The sequence below is a fragment of the Isoptericola aurantiacus genome, from assembly GCF_044769875.1.
GTDB classification, from domain to species: Bacteria; Actinomycetota; Actinomycetes; order Actinomycetales; family Cellulomonadaceae; genus Isoptericola; species Isoptericola aurantiacus.
In genome coordinates this window covers 203,887-224,856 of the sequence record NZ_JBJBAE010000007.1, presented here as the reverse complement: position 1 = coordinate 224,856, position 20,970 = coordinate 203,887, and the positions used below count along the sequence as shown (strand labels likewise).

The window sequence follows — 20,970 nt, the reverse complement described above, 5'->3', positions numbered from 1 at the left end:
CCCGGTGCGCCCGACCCTGCGTCCGGTCGCCGTCCTGGTCGGCCTGCTCTGCGCCCTCGCCCTGAGCCTCGTGCCGACGGCGGCCCAGGCCGACGAACCCGACACCCCGACGAGCACCCCTGTGGTGCTGGCCGGGGTCGCCGGGCTGCAGTGGTCCGACGTCGACGCCGTCCGCACGCCGAACCTGTGGCGCCTCGTGGGCGGCGGCTCCGTCGCGTCGGTCTCCGTGCGCACCCTGACCCCGACCTGCCCCGCCGACGCCTGGCTGTCGTTGTCCGCGGGCAGCCGGGTCGTGGCCGACCGCGAGGAGAGCACGGCCGGGTCGACGGACGACGGCACCGCGGACGGCACCGACGGCGCGGACCCGCAGGGAGGGGACGCCGGCGCCGACGAGCTCGCCGCACCCTGCCCGACGATCCCCGTGCTGCCGGCGCACGACGCCGTCGCGCCGGTCCACGTGCCCGGCTGGGACGGCCTCGTCACCGCGGAGGACGCGGCCGGTCCGGGGCCGCGCCCCGGCTCGCTCGGCGGCCTCGCCGAGACGGTCGGCAGCTGCACGACGGCGGTGGGCCCGGGGGCAGCCCTGGCGCTCGCCGACCCGGACGGCGACGTCGCGCGGTACCTGGGCGACGCCGGCGACCTGACGAGCAGCGCGGACCTGGCGGCCTGCCCCGTGACCGTCGTCGACCTCGGCATGCTCCCCGACGCCGCGACCGAGCGCACCGAGGCGGTCGCCCGGGTGGACGCGAGCGTCGGCCGTCTCGCCGGGCTGCTGCCGGACGGCGGCCGGCTCGTGGTGGCGGGGCTCGCCGACACCCCGCAGGGCCCGGAGGACCTGCAGGTCGTCGTGGACTGGACCGCCCCGGGCGGGGACGCGACCTGGCTGACGTCGACGTCCTCCCGCTGGCCGGGCGTCGTCGTCGCCGGTGACCTGTCCGCCACGCTCGCCGACGCGCTGCTGGCCGGTGCCGACGGCGACGACGAGGACGTCGCCGAGGCGGCGGCCGCGTTCACCGGCTCCCCCCTGCAGCACGGCGAGGACCGGCGGCTGTCCGTCTTCCGCACGGTGGAGAACCGGCAGTACCTGTCGGTGCTGACCGAGACGTTGCCGCGCATGACGCCGGTGCTCGTCGGCACGCTCGCGCTGGCCGTCGTCGCCGTGGTCACCGGGCTGCTGCTGTCCCGCCGGCGCCCGGGACGGCTGCCGCTGGCCGTCCTCACCGTGGCGTCCTGCCTGCCGGTCGCGGCCACCCTGGCGACCCTGTCCCGGTGGTGGGCCTCCCCGGTCCCCGTGACCGTCCTGTCCCTCGCGGTGGCCGGGGGCGCGCTCGCCGTGGCGCTGGTGGCCTGGTGGGCGCGACTGCTGCTCCCGCCGTCGCCGTGGCGCCTGCCCACCACCCTGGCGGCGGCGACCTGGCTGGTGCTGACCGTCGACGGGCTGACCGGCACGACGCTGCAGCAGGGGTCGCTGCTCGGACCGGCCCCGTCGCTCGGCGCCCGCTTCTACGGTTTCTCCAACTCGGTGTTCTCGGTGTACGCCGTCGCCGGGCTGGTGCTGGCCGCCGGGCTCGCCGCGCTCCTGCGCCAGCGCGGTGCGGGCCGTCGTGCGCGGGCGACCGCGGTGGCCGCGGTGGGTGTCGTGACCGTGCTCGTGGACGGGCTGCCGCCGTTCGGCGCCGACCTCGGAGGGATCCTCGCCCTGGTCCCCGCGTTCGCGGTGCTGACGCTCGGGGTGGCGGGCCTCCGCGTGACGTGGCGCCAGGTGCTGCTCGTGGCCGGAGCCACCGTGCTCGGCGCCGCCGTCGTCGCGGTCGTGGACTGGGCGTTCCCGCCGGCCACCCACCTGGGCGGGTTCGTCCAGTCGATGCTCGACGGCGACGCCCTCGAGGTCCTGGCAGCCAAGGCGGGCGGGGCCTGGGCCACCGTCGCCAACCCGGCCGGCGCCCTCGCGGCCGTCGTCTGCGCGGCGACCGCCTGGGCGGTGCTCGACCCGCTCCGGTTCCGCCTGGCCGGGCTGGCCGCCGCCTCCGACCGCGACCCCCTGCTGCGCCGCGCGGTGGGTGCCCTGGTGACGGTCGCCGTCGTCGGCACCCTGCTCAACGACTCGGGCGTGGTCGTGGCGATGTACGTGCTGCTCCTCGGGGTGCCGCTGCTGCTGGTCGGCGCGCTGGAGGACGGGCTCGCCACGGCGCCGTCGGGCGTCGCCGGCTCCGGCTCGGGCTCCGGCTCCGCCGGGGTCCCGCGCCGTCTGGCCGCCGTCGCGGCGGGGGCGCTCCTCACGCTGCAGCTCGGCGGGGCGGCGCTGCCCGCGAGCGGGCTCTCGCACGCGGGGGACGTCTCCGACGGCGGCACCCCCGCGCTGAGCGACGGCGAGCCCGTGGTGATCGTGGGGACCGACGGGCTGCGCTGGCAGGACGTCACCCCGACGGCCACCCCCACCCTGTGGCAGGCCCTGCGCGACGGTGCCGGCGCCGGCGGGGTCACGGCGTCGGTGACCGGGGCGTCGGCCGACTGCGTGGCCGCCGGCTGGTTGGGCATGTCGGCCGGGCGGAGCACGGTGACCGGCGAGAGCGTCGACGGCACCTGGCGCTGCACCGACTGGGACGTCACACCCGACGAGGTCACCGGCGGTGCCGCGGTGGACGGCTGGGACGACCTGCGGCAGCTGCAGACCGGCTCCGCGTACGACCCCCACCTGGGCGTGCTCGGCCGGACGCTGGCCGACGGCGCCGTCTGCACCACCGCCGTCGGGCCGGCGGCCGCGCTGGCCCTGGCGACGCCCGACGGCGCCGTGGCGCGTTACCGGAGCGTGCCCGACGCGCTCGCCGACCCCGACGACGCCTTCGGCTGCCCGGTGACGATCGTCGACGCCGGATCGGCCCCGTACCACCCCACCGGCGAGGGCAGCGACTCCCGCCCCGTCCCGCAGGACGCGACCGTCCCGGGCCCGGATCGCGCCCAGGCCCTGCGCGCCGTCGACGCGACCGTGCGCGACGTGCTCGCCGCCGTGCCCGACGACGTCACCGTGCTGGTGCTCGACGTCGGCAACCCGGCGCCGACCCGCCCCTCGCTCGGCGTGGGGCTGGCGCGCACGGACACCGAGACCGCGCCGTCGTACCTCACCTCGGCCGCCACCCGGTGGCTCGGCGTCGTCCGCCTGCTCGACGTGCCGCCCACACTCGTCGAGGACTTCGGCCTGCCCCGTCCGCCCGACTTCTCCGGTGCGGCGATCTCCCTCGGGGCGGAACGGCCGAGCAGCAGCGGTGCGACCGCGCGCGACCTGGCCGCGCTCACCGACCGGGACCACGCGCTGCGCGAGGTCACGGCGTCGGTCACGCAGATCCCCACGGAGGTGGCCCTGGTCGCGTTCCTGCTGGTGGTCGTCGTGCTGCCCCGGGTCCGACGGCGGCACCCCGGCCGGGTGGCCCGCGCCCTGGACCGCGCCCTCGAGACCGTGCTGCTGCTCTGCGCCTCCGTGCCGGCCGCGACGTTCCTCATGACGACGTGGTCGTGGTGGCGGCTGCCGGACCCGGACGCCGGCCTGTGGGTGGCGCTCGGGGCCGGCACGGCGACGGTCGCGCTCGTCGGGTCGCTCGCCCCGCGCCGGCCCGCCTGGGCCGGCACGGTGCTGGTGGCGTCCGTGACGTTCGTCGTGCTCACGCTCGACGCCGTCCTCGGCACCCCGCTGCACCGGGGCAGCCCGCTCGGTGCGGCACCCACCCTCGGGGGGCGGTTCTACGGGTTCGGCAACCCCACCTACTCCGTCTACGCCGTCGCCGCCGTGCTGTGCGCGGCCGGGCTGGCCACGTTGGTGGCGCGCCGGTGGAACCGGGTCGCGGGCGCCGTCGCGGCCGGTGTGATCGGCGTGGTCACCATGGTCGCGACCGTCTGGCCCACCTTCGGGGTCGACGTCGGCGGCGGGCTGGTGCTGGTGCCCGTGTTCGCGGTCGTGGTGCTCGGGGTGCTGGGGGCCCGGCTGACGTGGCAGCGGCTGCTGCTGGCCGGCGGCGCCGGGGTGCTGCTGGTGGCCGTCATCGGCGTCCTCGACTGGTTGCGCCCGCCGGACCAGCGGTCCCACCTCGGCGCGTTCGTGCAGTCCGTGATCGACGGCGGGGCGTTCGAGACGGTGTGGCGCAAGGCCGGGTACGCCTGGGGCTCGTTGGGCGCCGGGTTCCCCGCGTGGCTGTCCCTGGCGGTGCTCGTGGCGCTCGTCCTGGTGCTGTGGGGCGGCCCGCGGTTCCGTGCCCGGTGGTCGGCCCAGGCCGAGGAGGCGTGGCCGCTGCTGCGGACCGTGCTCGTCGCCCTGCTGATCGCCGGGGTGGGCGGCGCCCTCGTCAACGACTACGGCATCCGCGTGGTCACGCTCATGCTGTTCCCGGCCGTCCCGATGCTCGGCCTGCTCGTGCTCCGGGCAATTTCTCCGCTGCCGGGGCCGCCGCGATAGCCTCCGCCGGGGCGGGTCCTGACCAGGGCCCGGACGGCTCGCCGCGCCCGGGTGGGAATCTGCGCGGCGTGTCGCACGTTATGTCAAGAGCAACGAGACTACCTACCGAACGAGGAGAGCAGTGCGACGCATTCCCCGGAAGGTCGAGATCGAGGACGACGCCGGCAAGGTCACGCGCTACGTCCGGCACGAGAACGGGCAGGGCTACGTGTCCCCCCAGGCGTCCGTCCACCGTGACGCGACCGTCGAGATCGGCGCCTACGTCGAGGCCGGCGCGCAGGTGGGCGCCCTGGCGCGGATCGGGCGCTACAGCTGGGTCGACGTCGACGCCGTCGTCGAGCACGGCGCTCGCGTCGGCAACGGCGTGCACGTCGGGGTCGACGTCGTCGTCGGCGACGGCGCCCGCGTGGGCGCGCACGCCCGGCTCGGCGCCGAGGCGCTCGTCGAACCGGGCGCCGTCGTGCTGCCCGACCAGATCGTGCCCGAGGGCAGCCGGGTGCGCGTCGAGCGGCGACGCCGCGACTTCACCGCCGCCGCCTGAGCCGGAGGTGCAGCGCAGGGTGGGGGCCGAGGAACGAGGCACCCGCCCGCAGCGGAACCGCAGGCTCAGGCGGCCAGGCCACACCGCGGCCTGAGCCGGAGGCGCAGCGCAGGGTGGGGGCCGAGGAACGAGGCACGCCCTCGCCCCGCGCTGTGGGTATGAAATCTACCGTTGCGGGCCGCTGATTCCTGCACATTTCATACCCACAGCGTTCATGGGCGGCGGCGGCGGACCGCCAGCAGCACCCCACCCGTCAGGAGCAGCAGGACGACGACGCCCAGCAGAGCGAGCACGTCGCCGCCAGTGCGAGGAAGGCGAGACGGGTCGGTCGCCGGGGGCGCGGCGAACATGTTGGTCACGGTGACCTCGGCGGGGTCTCCCCCGCCGACCGTCACGGCGCCCGGTTCGCCGCCGGCGACGGACGACACGGCCGTGCCGTCAGCACCGCCGTCGTCCGTCTCGGTGACGACGCACTCGGACCCGACCGGCAGGTCCTCGAAGAGCACCGTCTGCCCGCCACGAACCTCCCGCACGGCTCCGGCGGGCACCTCGACGTCGTCGCCGCGGTAGGTGCAGGCCAGGCTCACCTCGAACGGACCGTCGCCGAGGACCGCCGCGCCCGGGCCCGTGACCTCCTTCGACACCGCCACACCTCCCACGTCGAACGTGTTCGTCACCGTCAGGACGACCGGATCGGCGTCGGACGCCGGGACGACGGCCCGGCCTGGGCCGCCGTCCGCCACGGCGGTCGACACCGTCGACGACGTCGCGCCGCCGTCGTCGGTCTCCGTGACCACGCAGTCCGCGCCGACCGGCAGGTCGGTCCACGTGGCGGCGACTCCGGGCTCGACCGTCCGCGACGCACCACCGGGAATCTCGATCAGGTCGTCGTCGAACGTGCAGCCGAGCACCACCTCGAAGGGGCCGGCGCCCCAGAGGCCGGCGCCGGCACCCTCGACGACCTTCTCTGCCGAGAGCTCACCCAGGTCGAAGGTGTTGGTGACCAGCAACGACACCTGCTCGGCGTCCGACGCGGGCACCACGACCTCGCCGGGCTCGCCGTCCTCGACGGCGCTGGTGATCGTCGTGGACGTCGCCCCGCCGTCGTCCGACTCGGTGACCACGCACTCCGCGTCCACCGGGAGTCCTTCGTAGACGGCCGGAGCGTCCACCGCGAGCTCACGCGTCGGCCCACCCGGCACGTCGATCTCGTTGCCCTCGAAGACGCAGGCGGCGCTGACCTCGAACGGGCCGGTGCCGTACTGCGCACCCTCACCGTCCACCGCCTTGGTCACCGAGAAGCTTCCGACGTCGTACGTGTTCGTGACTGTGGCGACCTGCGCCAGGGACTCGTACGGCTCACGGGCATCGATCACCACCGGCTCGGGCTCGATGGTCGTCGACGTGGCCCCACCGTTCTCCGTCTCGACGATCACGCACTCGTTGCCGTCCTGGAGACCGAAGTAGTTCGCGCGGTAGCCGGGGCCGAACCTGCGCACGGACCCGCCCGGGATGAACTCGACGGGATCGCCCTGGTTGTCGACGCAGGACAGCGTCACCGCGTAGGGGAACTCGTCGAACGGCACCTGCTCGAGGTACTCGAACCAGAGCTGGACCAGCTCCTCGAACTCCTCCGGGGTCGGCACCTCGTCGGGCAGCGGCAGGAAGGGTGGGATCTCCGGCATCGGTGGGGCGAACTGAGCGGCCTCGCCGTCCACGACCTTCTCCACCACCAGCGGTGCGGTCTCGAACGTGTTCGTCACCGTGACCCGGACGGGGTCCACGTCGTCCGTCCCCACCACGACCTCACCGCTCGTGGCCGCATCCCCGGTGCCGACCGGGTCCATCTCGATCGAGGTCGCCCCGAAGTCGTTCGTCTCGGTGACGGTGCAGACCGAGCCGACCGGCAGGTCGTCGTAGGTGATGGTCTCCGCGGGCAGGATCAGCCGCTCGTCGCGGCCCGGGACGGCCACGGGCTCGCCCTGGAACGTGCAGGCGAGCTCCACCGAGAAGGGGCCAGGACCGTAGAGCGAGCCCAGGCCGGCCAACCTCTTGGTCACCTGCAGCGAACCGAGCTCGAACGTGTTGGTCACCGTCACCTCGGCGTCCGGGCCGTCTGCGGGCGGCACGACCACCTCGCCCGGCTCCCCGCCGGAGACCGTCGTGGAGATCGCGACGTCGGTCGCGCCGTAGCTGTCGGTCTCCGTCACGACGCAGTCCGCCCCGACCGGCAGGTCCTCGTAGACGACCGTGCCGTCACGCTCGATCGTCCGCGTCGCTCCGCCGGGAAGAGGTTCGATCGGCGCTCCCTCGAAGGTGCACTCGGCCGACACCTCGAACGGTCCGACGCCGTACTCGGCGGCTTCACCGGTCACCCTCTTGGTCACGGAGAACTCGCCCAGGTCGTAGGTGTTCGTCACCAGCACGTCGATCTCTGCCGCGGAACCGTCGTCCCCGCCGACGACGACGGACGACGGTTCGACGTCCACCGACGTCGCCTGGTACGGGTCCGACTCGGAGACGTCGCAGGCCGCGCCGACCGGCAGACCGGAGTAGGTCACGGACCCGCCGTCCTCGACCGTCCGCGCGGCACCGTCCGGGACCTCGATGCCGGCCCCCTCGAACGTGCAGTCCAGCGTGACCTCGTACGGGCCCTGCGCGTACTGCGCGCCGTCGCCGTCCACAGCCTTGGACACGACCACCGCCGCGACGTCGTACGAGTTCGTCACGGTGATCTCTGCCTGCTCGCCGTCCGCAGGCGGCACGATCACCTCGCCCGGGTCACCGCTGTCCACCGTCGTGGAGATCTGCACGTCCGTCGCGCCGTAGTCCTCCGTCTCGGTGACCAGGCAGTCGGCGCCCACCGGCAGGCCGTCGTACGTCACCGAGGCACCGCCGTCCACGGTGCGGGTGGCACCGCCGGGGACAGCGACGTCCGCGCCCTCGAACGTGCACCCGACGTTCACCTCGAACGGTCCGACACCGAACTCGGCGCCGTCGCCCGTGACCACCTTGGACACCGTGAAGGCACCGACGTCGTAGGTGTTGGTGACGGTGAAGGCCACCGAGGACTCGGTGCCGTCCTCGCCCCCGACGACGACGCTCGCCGGCTCGACCGCTGTCGAGGTCGCCTCGTTCTGGTCGGTCTCGGCGACCGAGCACGCGGCGCCGATGGGTAGCCCGTCGTAGGTGACGGACCCGTCGACGGCCAGCTCCCGCGCAGCTCCGCCCGGGACCGCGATGTCGGCGCCCTCGAAGCTGCAGCTCAGGGTCACCTCGTACGGACCTTGGGCGTACTGAGCGCCGGCACCGTCGACGGCCTTGGAGACGACGACCGTCCCGGCGTCGAAGGTGTTCGTCGCCTCGACCTCCACCGTCCCGCCGCCGTCCTCACCGGGCGGCACGACGACGTCGACGGTCGTGCCGCCCACCGGTGCGCCGTCGTCGACGGCGAGCGACGAGGAGGTCGCCCCCGCCGTGTCGCTCTCGGTCACCGTGCACTCGGCCCCCACGGGCAGTCCGTCGAACGTCACGGTCTCGCCGCCGGTGAAGGTCTGCGAGGCCGGGACCACGGTGACGGCATCGCCCTCGAAGGTGCACTCCACGCCCACCTCGAAGGGCCCGATGCCGAACTGCCCGGCGGCCCCGTCCACGACCTTGCTGACCTCGATCGCACCGAGGTCGAACGTGTTCGTGACCGTGACGGTGACAGTGGTGTCCGCCTCGACGATCGCCGGGCTGGGCGTCACGTCCACCGTCGTCGCCCCGCCGTCGACGGACTCGGTGACGACGCACGACGCACCGGCGGCCACGTCCTCGACCGTCACCGACTCCCCACCGGTCAGCGTGAAGGTGTCCGCGAAGACCACGACGTCGCCCTGCCCGGTGTCGAGTGTGCACTCGACATCGAGCGTGAACGGCCCGTTCCCGAACTCGGCACCCTCGCCGTCCACGGTCTTCGCGACCTCGAGCGAGCCGACACCGTAGGAGTTCGTGATCACGGCCGAGTTCTGGGTCTCGCCGGTCGCCGAGTCGTCGGGCTCCAGCACGAAGGTCGCGGACACCCCGTCGGTCGTCACGGGCTCGTCACCACCCTGGGTGACCGCGACGGACGTGGTGGGCGCGCCGGCCGTACCGGTCTCGGTGACCGTGCACTCGGCACCGGCAGGCAGTCCGGTGAAGGCGATCGGGTCGGCCCCGTCCTCGAGCGTCACCGTCATCGGCGTGTCCGGGCCGTACCCCGTCGCGAAGACGGGGTCGTCGAGGAAGGTGCAGTCCACGGTCGCCTCGAACGGGCCGAAGGCGATCGGGTCATCGTTCGCGTCCACGGCGTCGCTCTGGACCGTCTTGGCCAGTTCCAGGCTCGCGAGGCGGTACACGTTGGTCACGCCGACCTGGGCGAGCTCGGGCTCCTGGCCGATGGTCACCGAGGACGGTGTCACGACCACGCCGTCCTGCCCGTTCGACGGCTCCTCGCTGATGGTGCACTCCGCCCCGTAGGGCAGGTTCGTGACGGTGTACGGTTCCCCCGGAGTCACGGTGATCGGGATCGGGTCGAGATCGGCCTCCACCCACGACCCGGCCGCGGACGTGCACAGCACGGACAGGTCGATCGTGTCGGGAGCGAACGCTGCGCCGTCACCCGTGACCAGCTTCGTGACCTGCAACGACCCGGTGGCCGCGGCGACCCCCACCTGGCTTCCCTCGACGGGCAGCAGGCTCCGGCTCGAGCCGTCCTCCCGCTCGTACACGGCCGACGCCGCGGCCGAGTTGAACGCCATGGACAGGTCGCCGGACAGCGGTGCGGTCGCCGGGTTCGTCGTGGTCGCTTCCACGACGATCGACTCGCCCGGCTCGAGCGGATCCGACTCGAGGAACGTGATCACGGCCTTCACCGCGGTGATCGCGCCTCCCTGGACCGCGTCACGGTCGGCCACCGGCACCCATCCGGTCGACGGGTCGCCGATCGGGCAGACCGGTTCGTCGATCGGCGACTCGATGTCGTCCATGCAGTAGTCGTCGGTCGTCGTGTAGGAGAACGCCGCCGTGGTGCCGACCGGGCCGTCAGCGAGCTGCGGCAGGTGCTCGGGGGAGAGCAGCACCTGGAACTGCGACCCCCGGGGTGTGTCGGAGTATGACCCCCGGTCGCCCTCGGCCGGGATCCGGTCGTAGGTGACGAGCTTGGTGATCGGGTCGTTGCCGACGTTGCTGAAGGTGATCCACCACGTCGCGTCGTGACCGGGGGCGATCACGGGCGTGCAGGGATAGGAGTAGAAGCCCGCGTCGTCCGGCTCGCACACCGTGTCCGGGTCAGCGCCGGGCGCCAGGGCGATCCCCAGCTCGTCGTCGTCCGTCGCCCGGACCACCTTCGACTGGGAGATCACGGCGGACTCGGTCGAGCGGACGTCGGCGTCGGCCTCGCAGGCGCCGGTCGCGTCGTCCAACCGGGCGGAGCACACGTCCCACGGCCGGTCGCCGGTCACGGCGGCGGTGTTCTCCACGACGACCTGCGACGACAGGCCCAGCCGGAAGGTCACCAGGACGGTGATGGTGTAGGACTGCCCGATCCCCAGGGCGGACCCCTCGGGGAAGGAGAACTCGAGACTTTCGAGGTTCCCCGTCCGGGCGATGGCGACCCCGTCGGGACCGCCGACCGTGACGGGCAGCGGGGTGCCCTCGGTGGGATCGGGATCCGTCCCGGTGAGCTCGAACGCGTAGGGCTCGTCCACCTCGGCGAGCGTGAGCTGCGCGCCGTCGTCGTCGACCGGCATCGGGTCCGACACCACGAGGTCCTGGACGGCGCGGTCACCGGTGTTCGTCACCGTGATGTTCATCGGGAAGACCGACGCGGGTGTCTCCGTACCACCGGTCGGCACGCCGGAGAAGTCCTTGACGATCTCCACCTCGTTGCTCGCGTGCGCGTAGAGGAGGGACGCCTCGTCCTCCGCGGTGCCCGTCACCGGGCCCACCTCACCGGTGTCGGGGTCGGTGACCTCCTCGACCCCGGACGCCGATCCCTGGACGGTGTTGCCGGCCACCCCCGGTGCCGTCTCACCCGGCGCGGGCGGGTTCGTCGCCAGATCGGGCAGCACCGGCCCGCCCGAACGCAGCTCCGCCCGCCGCTCGACCGTGATCGGCACCTCCTGCACCGGTCGGGCCGGGTTCTCCCAGATCGCCCCGTCGGCGCGGGTGAAGGTGAACCGCAGGCCCTGGACGTCCGCCGGCGCCACTCCTGCGGGCAGCGCGAAGCCCGCCGACGGAGCACCCTCGACCCACGAACCGCCCGTCACCGTCACCGGATCGGCCGAGCCCGGCTCCCCGGTGAACGTCCCCCCGACGAAGACGTCCACCTGCACCTGGTCGATCGGTTCGGTCAGCACGGCTCCTGCCAGGGAGACCACGTCGTACTGGTTCCAGAACTGCGGGTCGGCGTCGGTCAGGATCAGTTGATTCGCCCGGGACGGCCCTTCGGGCGTCCCGGTCAGCGTCATCGTCACCGGGCCCGTCGACGGCTCGACGATCTGCTCCGGGGAGAAGCTCTTGTCGACGATCATCTCCATCGACGGGTTGTCCAGCACCATCTCCGCCTCGTCGTACGCCCGACGGACGTCGCCCGAGGTCCCGCCGGGGTCGTCGATGGTGGCCACCGCCCCGTTCGGCACCGGGGAGTACACGCCCACCGAGACCGGGTCGCCGTCGTAGCGGTCCGTCGCCCGGAGCTGCAGGCTCAGACTCATCGATCCAGAGGCGCCGGCCGGTACGAGCCCGTCGAAGGAGACCTCGACGCCGACGACGTCCACCAGGTCGGCGGCCGTCAACGCTTCCGCGCCCGCCTCGTCGAGCGTGCGGGTCGTGCCCCCGACGTCGTGGAGCGTGACCGTCGTCGTCGCGTCCGGCGCCATGCCCGGCGGCGGCTCGACGGCGACCGCCGTGAGGGTGAAGGCGTCGAACGGTGACGTGTCCGCGGCCACCTGCACGTCGTCGGACCCCGGCACACCCGGCTCGACGAGACGGAGCTGGTCCACCTTCGCGTTGGACGTGTTCGTGCCCTCGATCGTGGTGATCGTCGTCGGGTACACGTTGGCGGGCGACTCCGCCGGCGGCACGGAGATCGGCCCGTCGTCCCAGGTCTTCTCCACCGCGACGTTCAGCGGCTGGTCGATGATGATGACGTCGTCGTCGTCGACGTTCACGTACTCCTCGCCGTCGAACACGGCCACCGCCCCCGCGGTGTCGTTCACCGTGCCCGGCTGGTCGGGCACGTTGTAGATCGTGCCCTGCGTCGAACCGAGCGCAGCGGCACCGTCGCTCCGGCGGGTGTCCCGGACCTGGAAGGTCAGGTCCAGGTGCCGGTCGTCGGACAGGGTCGACCGTGCCACGCCGTCGCCCGGCTGCGGCGCGAGGAGGTCGGAGCTCGTGCGTCCGGGGTTCTCGGAGTACGTCAACCGAACCGCGGTCGCCTGCTCGCTCTCGTCCGCCGTCAGGGTGTACCCCGGGAAGGACCCCACGCACGGGCAGGGGTCGTCCGTCGCGGGCACCCAGGCGCCCGCGACGAACAGCTCGACGCCGTCGACCTGGTCGTACTGGATCAGCGGGTCGGTGGCCGAGTCGATCGGCTCCACCCGCACCAGGTCGAACGCGTCGAAGAAGGAGTCCGCGACGTCGGTGGTGTCCGGGTCCGCGACGTCCGCCACCGTCATCGTGTCCACGCCGGAGAATCCCCCGGTGGACCACGTGAGCTGTGCCGTCACCTCGGCGTCCGAACGCGCCTGGACGCTCACCGGGTCGTCGCCGAGGAAGCTCTTGCCCAGCAGGGCCGCGCCGTCGCCGTCGCCGCCACCATCCGTGTCCACCGGGAACGGGTCGATGCTCGCACAGCCCTGGGCCGGCACGGTCGGGTCGATCGCGTCGGCCGACGCGATCGACGCACCGCAGTTCTGCACGGGGTCTTCCAGGTCCTCGGGCCCGGTGAACTCGGCCACGAAGTTCGGCTGGAACTGGGTGCCGGGCTCGAAGCCCTCACCCGTGGCGTCGAAGACGAACTGCACGCCCTGCGCGCCGGACGGCAGGTCACAGCTCGCCGTCGTCGGACCGGTGTACGGGCCGCATCCTGGCGCCGGCACCCAGGCCGAACCGTCCCAGTAGTTGATCGTGAGCGTCGAACCCGGCGGCACGTCCGTGGTGCGCACCGAGGTCGCGGTGAAGTGGTCCCAGAACGGCCCCGGGTTCGCCGGATCGGTCGGGTCGGAGATCACCACCTGGTCGGCGTCGGTGGTCGAGCCGTCCGAGCCGAACGGCAGGAGGCGGCTGGGGAGCTGGACGATGACGTCCTGCCCGGGGACCGCCGGGATCTCCTGCGGCGTGAGAATCTTGTCCGTCTCGGTCGCCAGCCGGTCGTTCAGCGTGACCAGCGTGTCCGACGCCGTCCCCGTGAAGTTGGGCACCTCCACGGTCATCTCGTTCGGGTGCGACACGTCCGGCTCGCCCTGGTCCGGGTCGGTCTCCACGGCGAACGGGATCGACGCCTCCCCACCCGAGACGATGTCACCCGTGAACTCGACCTCGAACCCCACGACGTCGCAGAAGAAGGGCGGGTTCGGCAGCGTGCCCACCGCGGTGGTGCTGCTGGCCGGGGTGAGCCCGTTCGCACAGGTGAACTCCACGGTGGCCGCCGTCGCGTCCGCCGGCCACGTCACCCCCGAACCGTCCCCGGACGCGCCGAAGCCGGTGAAGGTCAGGGCGTCGTCACCCTCGAAAGGGCTCGGCGTACCGGGCGACGGTTCGACGAAGGTCAGCGAGCCGACCGGCGTCCCCGTGTTCTCCGCCCCGATCGTCACCGTCGTGGGCTGGCCGGCACTCACCGGGTTGGGGCTGTAGCTCTTCGTCACCGCGACGCTGTTGTTCGGCGGTGTGATGACATAGGTCGCCTCGCCCGTGGACGGCTCCGGCGGATCCACGTCGGGGTAGGTCACCACGGCGGACGCGTCGTTGACGACGGTCGTCGGTTCGGAGAGCTCCTCGACCGCGTCGTTCTGGACCACCTGCACCGGGATGCTCGCGGTGACGCCCGGCTGGATGTCGCCGCTGAAGGTGTAGCGGACCCCCTGGACCGCCGCGGGATCGACCGCATCGTCGAGCGGCTCCCAGGAGTCCCCGTCCCAGTACTCCGTGACGAGCGTGTCCGCGTCCGGCGGGTAGGTGACCGTGCCGGTGCCCGCGTACTCCAGGTACTCGAACGGGTTCGGCTCGGCGGTCGGGTCGGCGGGGTCCTGGACGACGAGCGTGTCGACCACGTCGTTCGACGTGTTCGTCGCGTCCAGGGTGATCGTCGTGGCGGTGCCGGGAGACGCCAGCGCGCCGTCCGGCTCGATCGTCTTGGTCACGTCGGAGTCGAGGTTCAGCTCCACGACAGGGACGAGGTCCGCGGAGTCGGACACCTCCTCGGCGTTCTCGGCGACGACGCTGGCCGTGTTGGTGATCGGGACGCCGTTCGCGCTGTAGAGGAGGTCGGGGTCGATCTCCGCGACGACCGTGATGTTGGCCTGCGAACCGTTGGCGAAGGAGGCCCAGGTCGCGGTCACCGTGTCGGCGTCGGTGTCGGCGACGACGTCACCACCGGGCGGACCGCTCGCGATCGTCGCGCTGAGAAGATTCAGGCCCTCGGGCAGCACGTCGGTGGCGACGGCGTCGAGACAGGGCTCGACGGGGTCCGAGCAGGACAACGCGATGGTGTAGGTGACGACGTCGCCGGGTGCGAACGGACCCTCGGTCTCCAGCTGCTTGTCGATCCCCCAGGTGGCGGCCGACGCCGTCGTCGCCGGGATCGCCACCAGCGGCAGGGCGAGCGCGAATGTCGCGAGCACGGACCAACCGCGACGGAACCGGCCCCCGGCTTTACCGGTCCGCCGCGACCCGCCGCCAGATGCCGCTGCTCGGCCCGTTGACGTGCGTCGATCGTCCAATCGGTGCCCCTCCACGAGGACCCTGCCCTCGACCCGTGCGGTACCTTTCCCGCGAACTTGACCATGACAGTGCCAGAGATCACAGGCTATGGCGCGTCGAGCGCCCATCGCTCGGGGAAGCGAGGCGGAGCACATCCCTACCGACCAGTCATTGCGGGGCAAACCTCGCTCGAGTCCCGTGCGGCTCCGATGGAGCAGTCCTCGGCAGATGATGTCCGCGGTCATGATGCCGGAGCCCCGGGTCCGACCGAACCTGGGCGCTCGCCCGGCGGGACTCGCCCGACGGTGCCACTCTCGGGACATGCCTACTCCCCACCAGCCCGTCTCACCCGCCGTCGCGCGCCAGCAGCAGGAGCTCCGCGAGCGCCTCCCCTTCGACGACACCCAGGGCTTCGACGACGCCACCCGCGGCCTGATCGGGACCGCCGAGCCGTGCGTGATCCGTGACGCGGACGGTCGCGTCGTCTGGGACAACGACTCCTATGCGTTCCTCGCCGACGACGCGCCCGACACGGTCAACCCGAGCCTGTGGCGGCAGTCGCGGCTGGTCGCCGAGCAGGGCCTGTTCGAGGTGGTCCCGGGGATCTACCAGGTGCGGGGGTTCGACCTGTCGAACATCACGTTCGTCGAGGGCGAGACCGGTGTGGTGGTCATCGACCCGCTGATCTCCACCGAGACCGCCGCCGCGGCGCTGCAGCTCTACCGCGAGCACCGGGGCGCACGGCCGGTCACCGGCGTCATCTACACCCACTCGCACGTCGACCACTTCGGCGGCGTCAAGGGAGTGACCAGCCAGGAGGACGTCGACGCGGGCCGGGTGCCTGTCCTGGCTCCCGAGGGCTTCGTGGAGCACGCGGTGGCGGAGAACGTCTATGCCGGCACGGCGATGTCCCGACGCGCCGGCTACATGTACGGCGCGGCCCTCGCCCGGGGTCCGCAGGGGCAGGTCGGTGCCGGGCTGGGGCAGACGACGTCGACCGGGACCGTCACGATGATCCGTCCGACGCTGGACGTCACGACGACCGGCCAGGAGGAGGTCGTCGACGGCGTCCGCATCGTGTTCCAGATGGCGCCCGACTCCGAGGCGCCCTCCGAGATGCTCTTCTACTTTCCTGACCACCGCGCGCTCTGCGCCGCGGAGGACGCCACCCACACGCTGCACAACCTGCTGACCCTGCGCGGCGCCGTGGTCCGCGACCCGAACTCGTGGGCCAAGTACCTCACCGAGACGGTGGACCTGTTCGGCGACGACCTCGAGGTGGTCTTCGCCTCCCACCACTGGCCCACGTGGGGGCACGACCGCGCGGTGGGCTTCCTGGAGAACCAGCGCGACCTCTACGCCTACCTGCACGACCAGACGGTGCGCATGCTCAACCAGGGTCTGACGGGTCCGGAGATCGCCGAGACGATCGAGCTCCCCCCGGCGTTGGAGCACGCGTGGAACGCCCGGGGCTACTACGGGTCGGTCAGCCACAACGTCAAGGCGATCTACCAGCGGTACCTGGGCTGGTTCGACGGCAACCCGGCTCACCTCTGGGAGCACCCGCCGGTGGAGAGGGCGCGGCGGTACGTCGCACTCGGAGGTGGGGCGGACGCCGTCGTCGCGGTCGCACGTTCCGCGTACGACGACGGGGACTTCCGCTGGGCGGCGGAGCTCGCCAACCACGTCGTCTTCGCCGAGCCGGACCACGCCGCCGGTCGCGAGGTGCTCGCCGACACCTACGAGCAGCTCGGCTACGGCTCGGAGAACGGCACCTGGCGCAACTTCTACCTGTCGGGGGCCACCGAGCTGCGCGAGGGCCCGTTCGGCACGCCGACCCAGACCGCCGCCCCGGACGTCATCGCCAACCTCACCCCGGAGATGCTCTTCGACGCCCTCGCCGTCCAGGTGGACGGACCCCGTGCGTGGGACGAACGGCTGACGATCGACGTCGTGCTCACCGGATCCGGTGATCGTTACCGCGTCCGCCTGGCCCACGGGGTGCTCACGTACAGCAGGGCGGAGCAGCGCGAGGACGCCGACGTCACCCTGACGACGACGCGGGAGAAGCTTCCGGTGCTCGCCGCCGGCGGGCTCTCCGCGGAGACGCTGACCGCCGCAGGGTTCGATGTCACGGGCGATGCGGCGGTGGTGGGCAGGCTGGCCGCGGTGCTCGATCCCGGCGACCCGGACTTCGCGATCGTCACGCCCTGATCCGCCGTCACCGAGCCGGCTGGACCGGACGGGGCGGGAACCGGCCGGACGCCGGCCGGGGTTCAGCGCCGGCTGCCCGACCTGCCCATCCGACCGACCTTGTCGACCGCGCGCCGCACCTGCCGCGCGCTCACCGCGGCCATGACGTCGCGGTACTGCCCGGCACGGTGCAGCTGCCCGGCGAGGTCGTTCGACGACGGCCGGTGCCGCAGGTCGCAGGGGACCTCGACGGCCACGTACCCGGCACGCAGCAGGTCGATCGTCATGCCCGTCTCGACGCCCCAGCCGCGGGCCAGCGGGGTCGCGGCCTCGAACGCCTCCCGCGTCAGGCACCGCATCCCGGACAGCGGCTGGGTGGGGCTCCAGCCGGTCAGACGACGGATCGCCTTGCGGGCGGCGCCGACCACGATGCCGCGGCCGCCCGCGCCCTTCTGCGCGGGCAGGAGCGCGATCGCGAGGTCGGCCATGCCCTCGCGCACCGGGCCCACGAGCGGCGCGGTGTTGACGGCCGTGTCGCCGAGGTCGCCGTCGACGAAGAGCAGGAGGCGCTGGGCGCGCCCGTCGGCGTCGCGCATCGCGACGACGGCGGCGCCGGTCTCCATGGCGGCGGCCTTGCCCCGGTTGTGGGAGTGGCGCACCACCACGGCACCGGCCTCGCGGGCGACGTGCTGGGTGTCGTCCGTCGAGCCGTCGTCGACCACGAGCACGAGGTCCACGTGCGGGATGGCGCGGGCGGACCGGACGGTCGCGGCGATCCGGTCGGCCTCGTCCTTGGCCGGCACGACGACGGCGACACGCTGGGAGCTGCGACCGTTGCGAGCGGTCGGGGGCCGCGGCGTCCTGGCCACCGGCATTCCACCCCGCCGGGGCTGGCGCCCCGGTGCAGAACCGGCCGTCTCGGTCACCGTCGTGTCCTCACCCGTGCGGGCAACCCCCTGGTCCGCGTCCACAGCTCCCTGCCTTGTGCGGTCGTCGATGATCCGCGGCCCGACGGCCCGGATCAGAAGTGCAAAGAACTTCCCTCAGAATGCTACTCCCCCGGTACGCCCGTCCTCAGCATCTGCTCGGAGATCGGACGGGCGGACCGGGTGAAGATTCTGCGCAGGTCAGCGCAGGGTCACCTGCCGCGACACGATGCCGGCCCGGGCGCGCCGCTCGTTCGCGTCCAGCGGCGCGTCGACGGCGAGCGCGGCCTCGAACCGCTCGGACAGGTCCCGGACCGGCTCGGCCAGCTCGTCGGCCTCGGTGCCGCGGGGCAGCTCCCAGACCGGGACCACGAGCCCGCAGGCGCGGAACATGCCGAGGAACTTGCCGCCGGCCAGCCCGGAGTCGCGCTTGGCGTGCAGGCGTGCGATCGCGTCCACGACGCGGTCCTCGTCCTCGGTGCGCGCCCACCGCACGAACTCCCGGCTCATGCGGCACCAGTAGGCGGCCTCGACGCCCTCCACCTTGACCGTGGGGACCGACTGCTCGGCGGCTTCCTCGAGCCCGGCGCGCACGTCGTCGGTCATCTCGGTCGAGGCGTCGATCCAGTACTCGTAGCCCTCATGGACCGTCACCTCGAACGGGACGTCGGCGTCGAGCACGTCCTGCAGGCGCGGCCCGTCCGCGGGGACCTCGAGCTGGTCGGCAGCGACGCCGGTGCCCGGCTCGGCCTCGATCGCGGCCAGCAGCGCGGCGGCGAGGTCGCGGCTGATGTCGTCGGAGGCGAGCACGCCCTGGACGGCCAGCAGCACCGTCCCGTCCTCGCGGTGCAGCGCCGCCCAGCCACCGGGCAGCACGGTGGCGACGACGACGTCACGGCCGCCGTGAGCGGCGACGGTGCGGGCGGTGGCGGTCGCCGACGGCACGATCTCCCGCATCGAGACCCAGTCGGCCTCCCCGGGGAGACCCTCGAACGGACGCAGCACGAATTCAGCGGTCTTGGCCATGCGCCCGATCCTAACGAACAACGCCGGCCGGGGACCGCCGTCGGGCGGGCCACCGCAACCCCCGGCGGGAGGGGCGGTTCAGCCGATCGCCTCCCCGAACGCTGCGGCGCCCTCGCCGTCCATGAACCCGACGACGTTGCCGGCCGGGTCGGTGAACCAGACGCCGTCGCCACCCTCCATGAACCCGCGAACGATCCCCTTCTCGTCGTGGTCGAACCCCTCGTAGCGGACCGGTTCCAGGCCGTGCGCGGCGAGCTCGTCCACCACCGCGTCGACGTCGTCGACGGCCAGGTGGAACACGGTGAACGACGCCGGGACGTGGTCGTCCCCCTTCGGGTAGACGAAGATCGCCGTCCCGCCCGGCAGGTGCAGGATCAGCGAGCCCCGTACCGCGGTGACACGCAGGCCGAGGACGTCGGAGTAGAAGCGGTGGGCGGCGTCGACGTCGTCGACGGAGAAGCTGGCGAACCCCTGCTGGACGGTGACCATGGCACGCTCCTCGGCGCTGCGGCGACGTCCGGGGGCCGACGGCCCGTGCGGTGGGGGCGCCGTCCCCTCCAGGATGCCGCGGTCTGCCGCCACCGGCCGGGTGAATTCTGCGGTCCACGGCTACCGTCGGTGCATGGAGGGTCTGCTCGCCGCCACGCTGCCCGTGGCCGGCCTCGCCCGCACCGGCGTCGGGGCCCTGCGCCGGGCGGCACGCCGGGCCGGAGCCACCGGGCCGCTGGTGGACGAGCCGCTCGACGTCGGCAGGATCGCCGCCGCGTTCTCCTCGGACCGGTTGCTGCGGCTCGCGGGCGCCCCCTGGGCAGGGTTCGCCCCGCACTCCGGGTTCTTCCCGACGGCCGACGGCTGGCTCCGCACCCACGCCAACTACCCCCACCACCGGGTCCGCCTGCTGCGGCTGCTCGACCTGCCCGACGACGCCACGCGGGACGACCTCGCGGCGCACCTCGCGACGTCGTCCGCGCAGCAGGTGGAGGACGGCGCCGCCCGGGCCGGGGCGATCGCCGTCCGGGTCCGTACCGAGGACGAGTGGCGAGCCTCCGGGCCGGGCCGCGCCGCGGGCGTCGGGCCCCTGGTGGCCACGACGGCGCGTGGTGACGCGGGGTCCGGGGCCGAGGGCGGCCGGGGCCGGACCGCCCTCGGCCCGGACCACCGCCGACCGGCGGACCGGCTGCTGGCCGGGGTGCGCGTGCTGGACCTGACCCGCGTCATCGCGGGGCCGGTCGGCACCCGGACGCTCGCCCTGCTCGGGGCGGACGTGCTGCGGATCGACCCGCCCGAGCCCGCCGAGATCCCGGCCCAGCACCTCGACACCGGGCAGGGCAAGCGGTCGGCGTTGCTCGACCTGCGCGACCCGGCGCAGCACGCCCGCGCCCAGGAGCTGCTGGACGCCGCCGACGTGCTCGTCACGGGCTACCGGCCCGGGGCGGTCGAGGCCCACGGGCTGCAGGTCCCGCCGGGCGCGGTGCACGCCCGCGTCAGCGCATGGGGCGATGACGGACCGTGGGCACCGCGGCGCGGCTTCGACTCGATCGTCCAGGCCGCGTGCGGCATCGCGATGCTGGAGTCCGCCGACGGCGCGACGCCCGGCGCGCTGCCCGCGCAGGCCCTCGACCACGCGACCGGCTACCTCCTGGCCGCCGGGGTCGTGGACGCCCTGACGGCCTGCACGCGCGACGGGGCGGGACGGGACGTGGCCGTCTCGCTCGCTCGCACGGCGACCTGGCTGCTCGACGCCCCCGGGCGGGACCCGGCGCACCCGCCGGCCGCACTCCCGCCGTCGGGCACCACCGTCACGCACGGTGACGTCACCACGGCGCGGCCCGCCCTGCCCGTGGACGACTACCCGGCGCCGGCGCACCCCTGGGGCTCCGACCCGGCCCGCTGGTGAG

General features: G+C 73.4%; 8 protein-coding genes. 4 read left to right on the top strand and 4 right to left on the bottom strand.

The window, feature by feature from the left end:
• Nucleotides 1-4 precede the first annotated feature (4 nt).
• Both ACIQLL_RS17410 and ACIQLL_RS17405 read left to right on the top strand, forming a co-directional pair.
• Complete coding sequence (locus tag ACIQLL_RS17410) at nucleotides 5-4,444, top strand: hypothetical protein (RefSeq protein ID WP_402469938.1); 4,440 nt, start codon at nucleotides 5-7, stop codon at nucleotides 4,442-4,444.
• Nucleotides 4,445-4,565: 121 nt separating this feature from the next.
• A complete protein-coding gene (locus ACIQLL_RS17405) occupies nucleotides 4,566-4,985 on the top strand; it encodes a transferase (protein WP_402469936.1) in 420 nt (139 codons plus the stop codon).
• A gap of 212 nt (nucleotides 4,986-5,197) precedes the next feature.
• Here the strand turns inward: ACIQLL_RS17405 and ACIQLL_RS17400 are convergent, their stop codons facing one another.
• A complete protein-coding gene (locus ACIQLL_RS17400; protein WP_402469934.1) occupies nucleotides 5,198-14,848 on the bottom strand; it encodes a DUF5979 domain-containing protein in 9,651 nt (3,216 codons plus the stop codon).
• A 400-nt stretch (nucleotides 14,849-15,248) separates the two neighbouring features.
• Here ACIQLL_RS17400 and ACIQLL_RS17395 point away from each other — a divergent pair, with 400 nt between their 5' ends.
• A complete protein-coding gene (locus ACIQLL_RS17395; RefSeq protein WP_402469931.1) occupies nucleotides 15,249-17,141 on the top strand; it encodes an alkyl/aryl-sulfatase in 1,893 nt (630 codons plus the stop codon).
• 62 nt (nucleotides 17,142-17,203) lie between these two features.
• Here the strand turns inward: ACIQLL_RS17395 and ACIQLL_RS17390 are convergent, their stop codons facing one another.
• The 3 genes from ACIQLL_RS17390 to ACIQLL_RS17380 all read right to left on the bottom strand — a co-directional run bounded on the left by ACIQLL_RS17390 (nucleotide 17,204) and on the right by ACIQLL_RS17380 (nucleotide 19,561).
• The gene (locus ACIQLL_RS17390) at nucleotides 17,204-17,995 is read right to left on the bottom strand and encodes a glycosyltransferase family 2 protein (protein WP_402469990.1); all 792 of its coding nucleotides are present in this window, start codon (nucleotides 17,993-17,995) and stop codon (nucleotides 17,204-17,206) included.
• A 252-nt stretch (nucleotides 17,996-18,247) separates the two neighbouring features.
• Nucleotides 18,248-19,072, bottom strand: a complete 825-nt coding sequence (locus ACIQLL_RS17385; RefSeq protein WP_402469928.1) for a DUF5926 family protein — start codon at nucleotides 19,070-19,072, stop codon at nucleotides 18,248-18,250.
• A gap of 78 nt (nucleotides 19,073-19,150) precedes the next feature.
• Nucleotides 19,151-19,561 (bottom strand): VOC family protein, encoded by a 411-nt coding sequence (locus tag ACIQLL_RS17380; protein ID WP_402469925.1) that lies wholly within the window; start codon nucleotides 19,559-19,561, stop codon nucleotides 19,151-19,153.
• Between the two features lie 133 nt (nucleotides 19,562-19,694).
• On the opposite strand from ACIQLL_RS17380, the gene ACIQLL_RS17375 reads away from it, so the two are divergent.
• Nucleotides 19,695-20,969, top strand: coding sequence for a CoA transferase (locus ACIQLL_RS17375; protein WP_402469922.1), 1,275 nt, complete (start codon nucleotides 19,695-19,697; stop codon nucleotides 20,967-20,969).
• Nucleotide 20,970: the final 1 nt, after the last annotated feature.

Coding starts and splice junctions, on each gene's coding strand:
- ACIQLL_RS17395 (WP_402469931.1), top strand. CDS start 15,249: ATGCCTACTCCCCACCAGCCCGTCTCACCCGCCGTCGCGCGCCAGCAG.
- ACIQLL_RS17390 (WP_402469990.1), bottom strand. CDS start 17,995: ATGCCGGTGGCCAGGACGCCGCGGCCCCCGACCGCTCGCAACGGTCGC.
- ACIQLL_RS17385 (WP_402469928.1), bottom strand. CDS start 19,072: ATGGCCAAGACCGCTGAATTCGTGCTGCGTCCGTTCGAGGGTCTCCCC.
- ACIQLL_RS17380 (WP_402469925.1), bottom strand. CDS start 19,561: ATGGTCACCGTCCAGCAGGGGTTCGCCAGCTTCTCCGTCGACGACGTC.
- ACIQLL_RS17375 (WP_402469922.1), top strand. CDS start 19,695: ATGGAGGGTCTGCTCGCCGCCACGCTGCCCGTGGCCGGCCTCGCCCGC.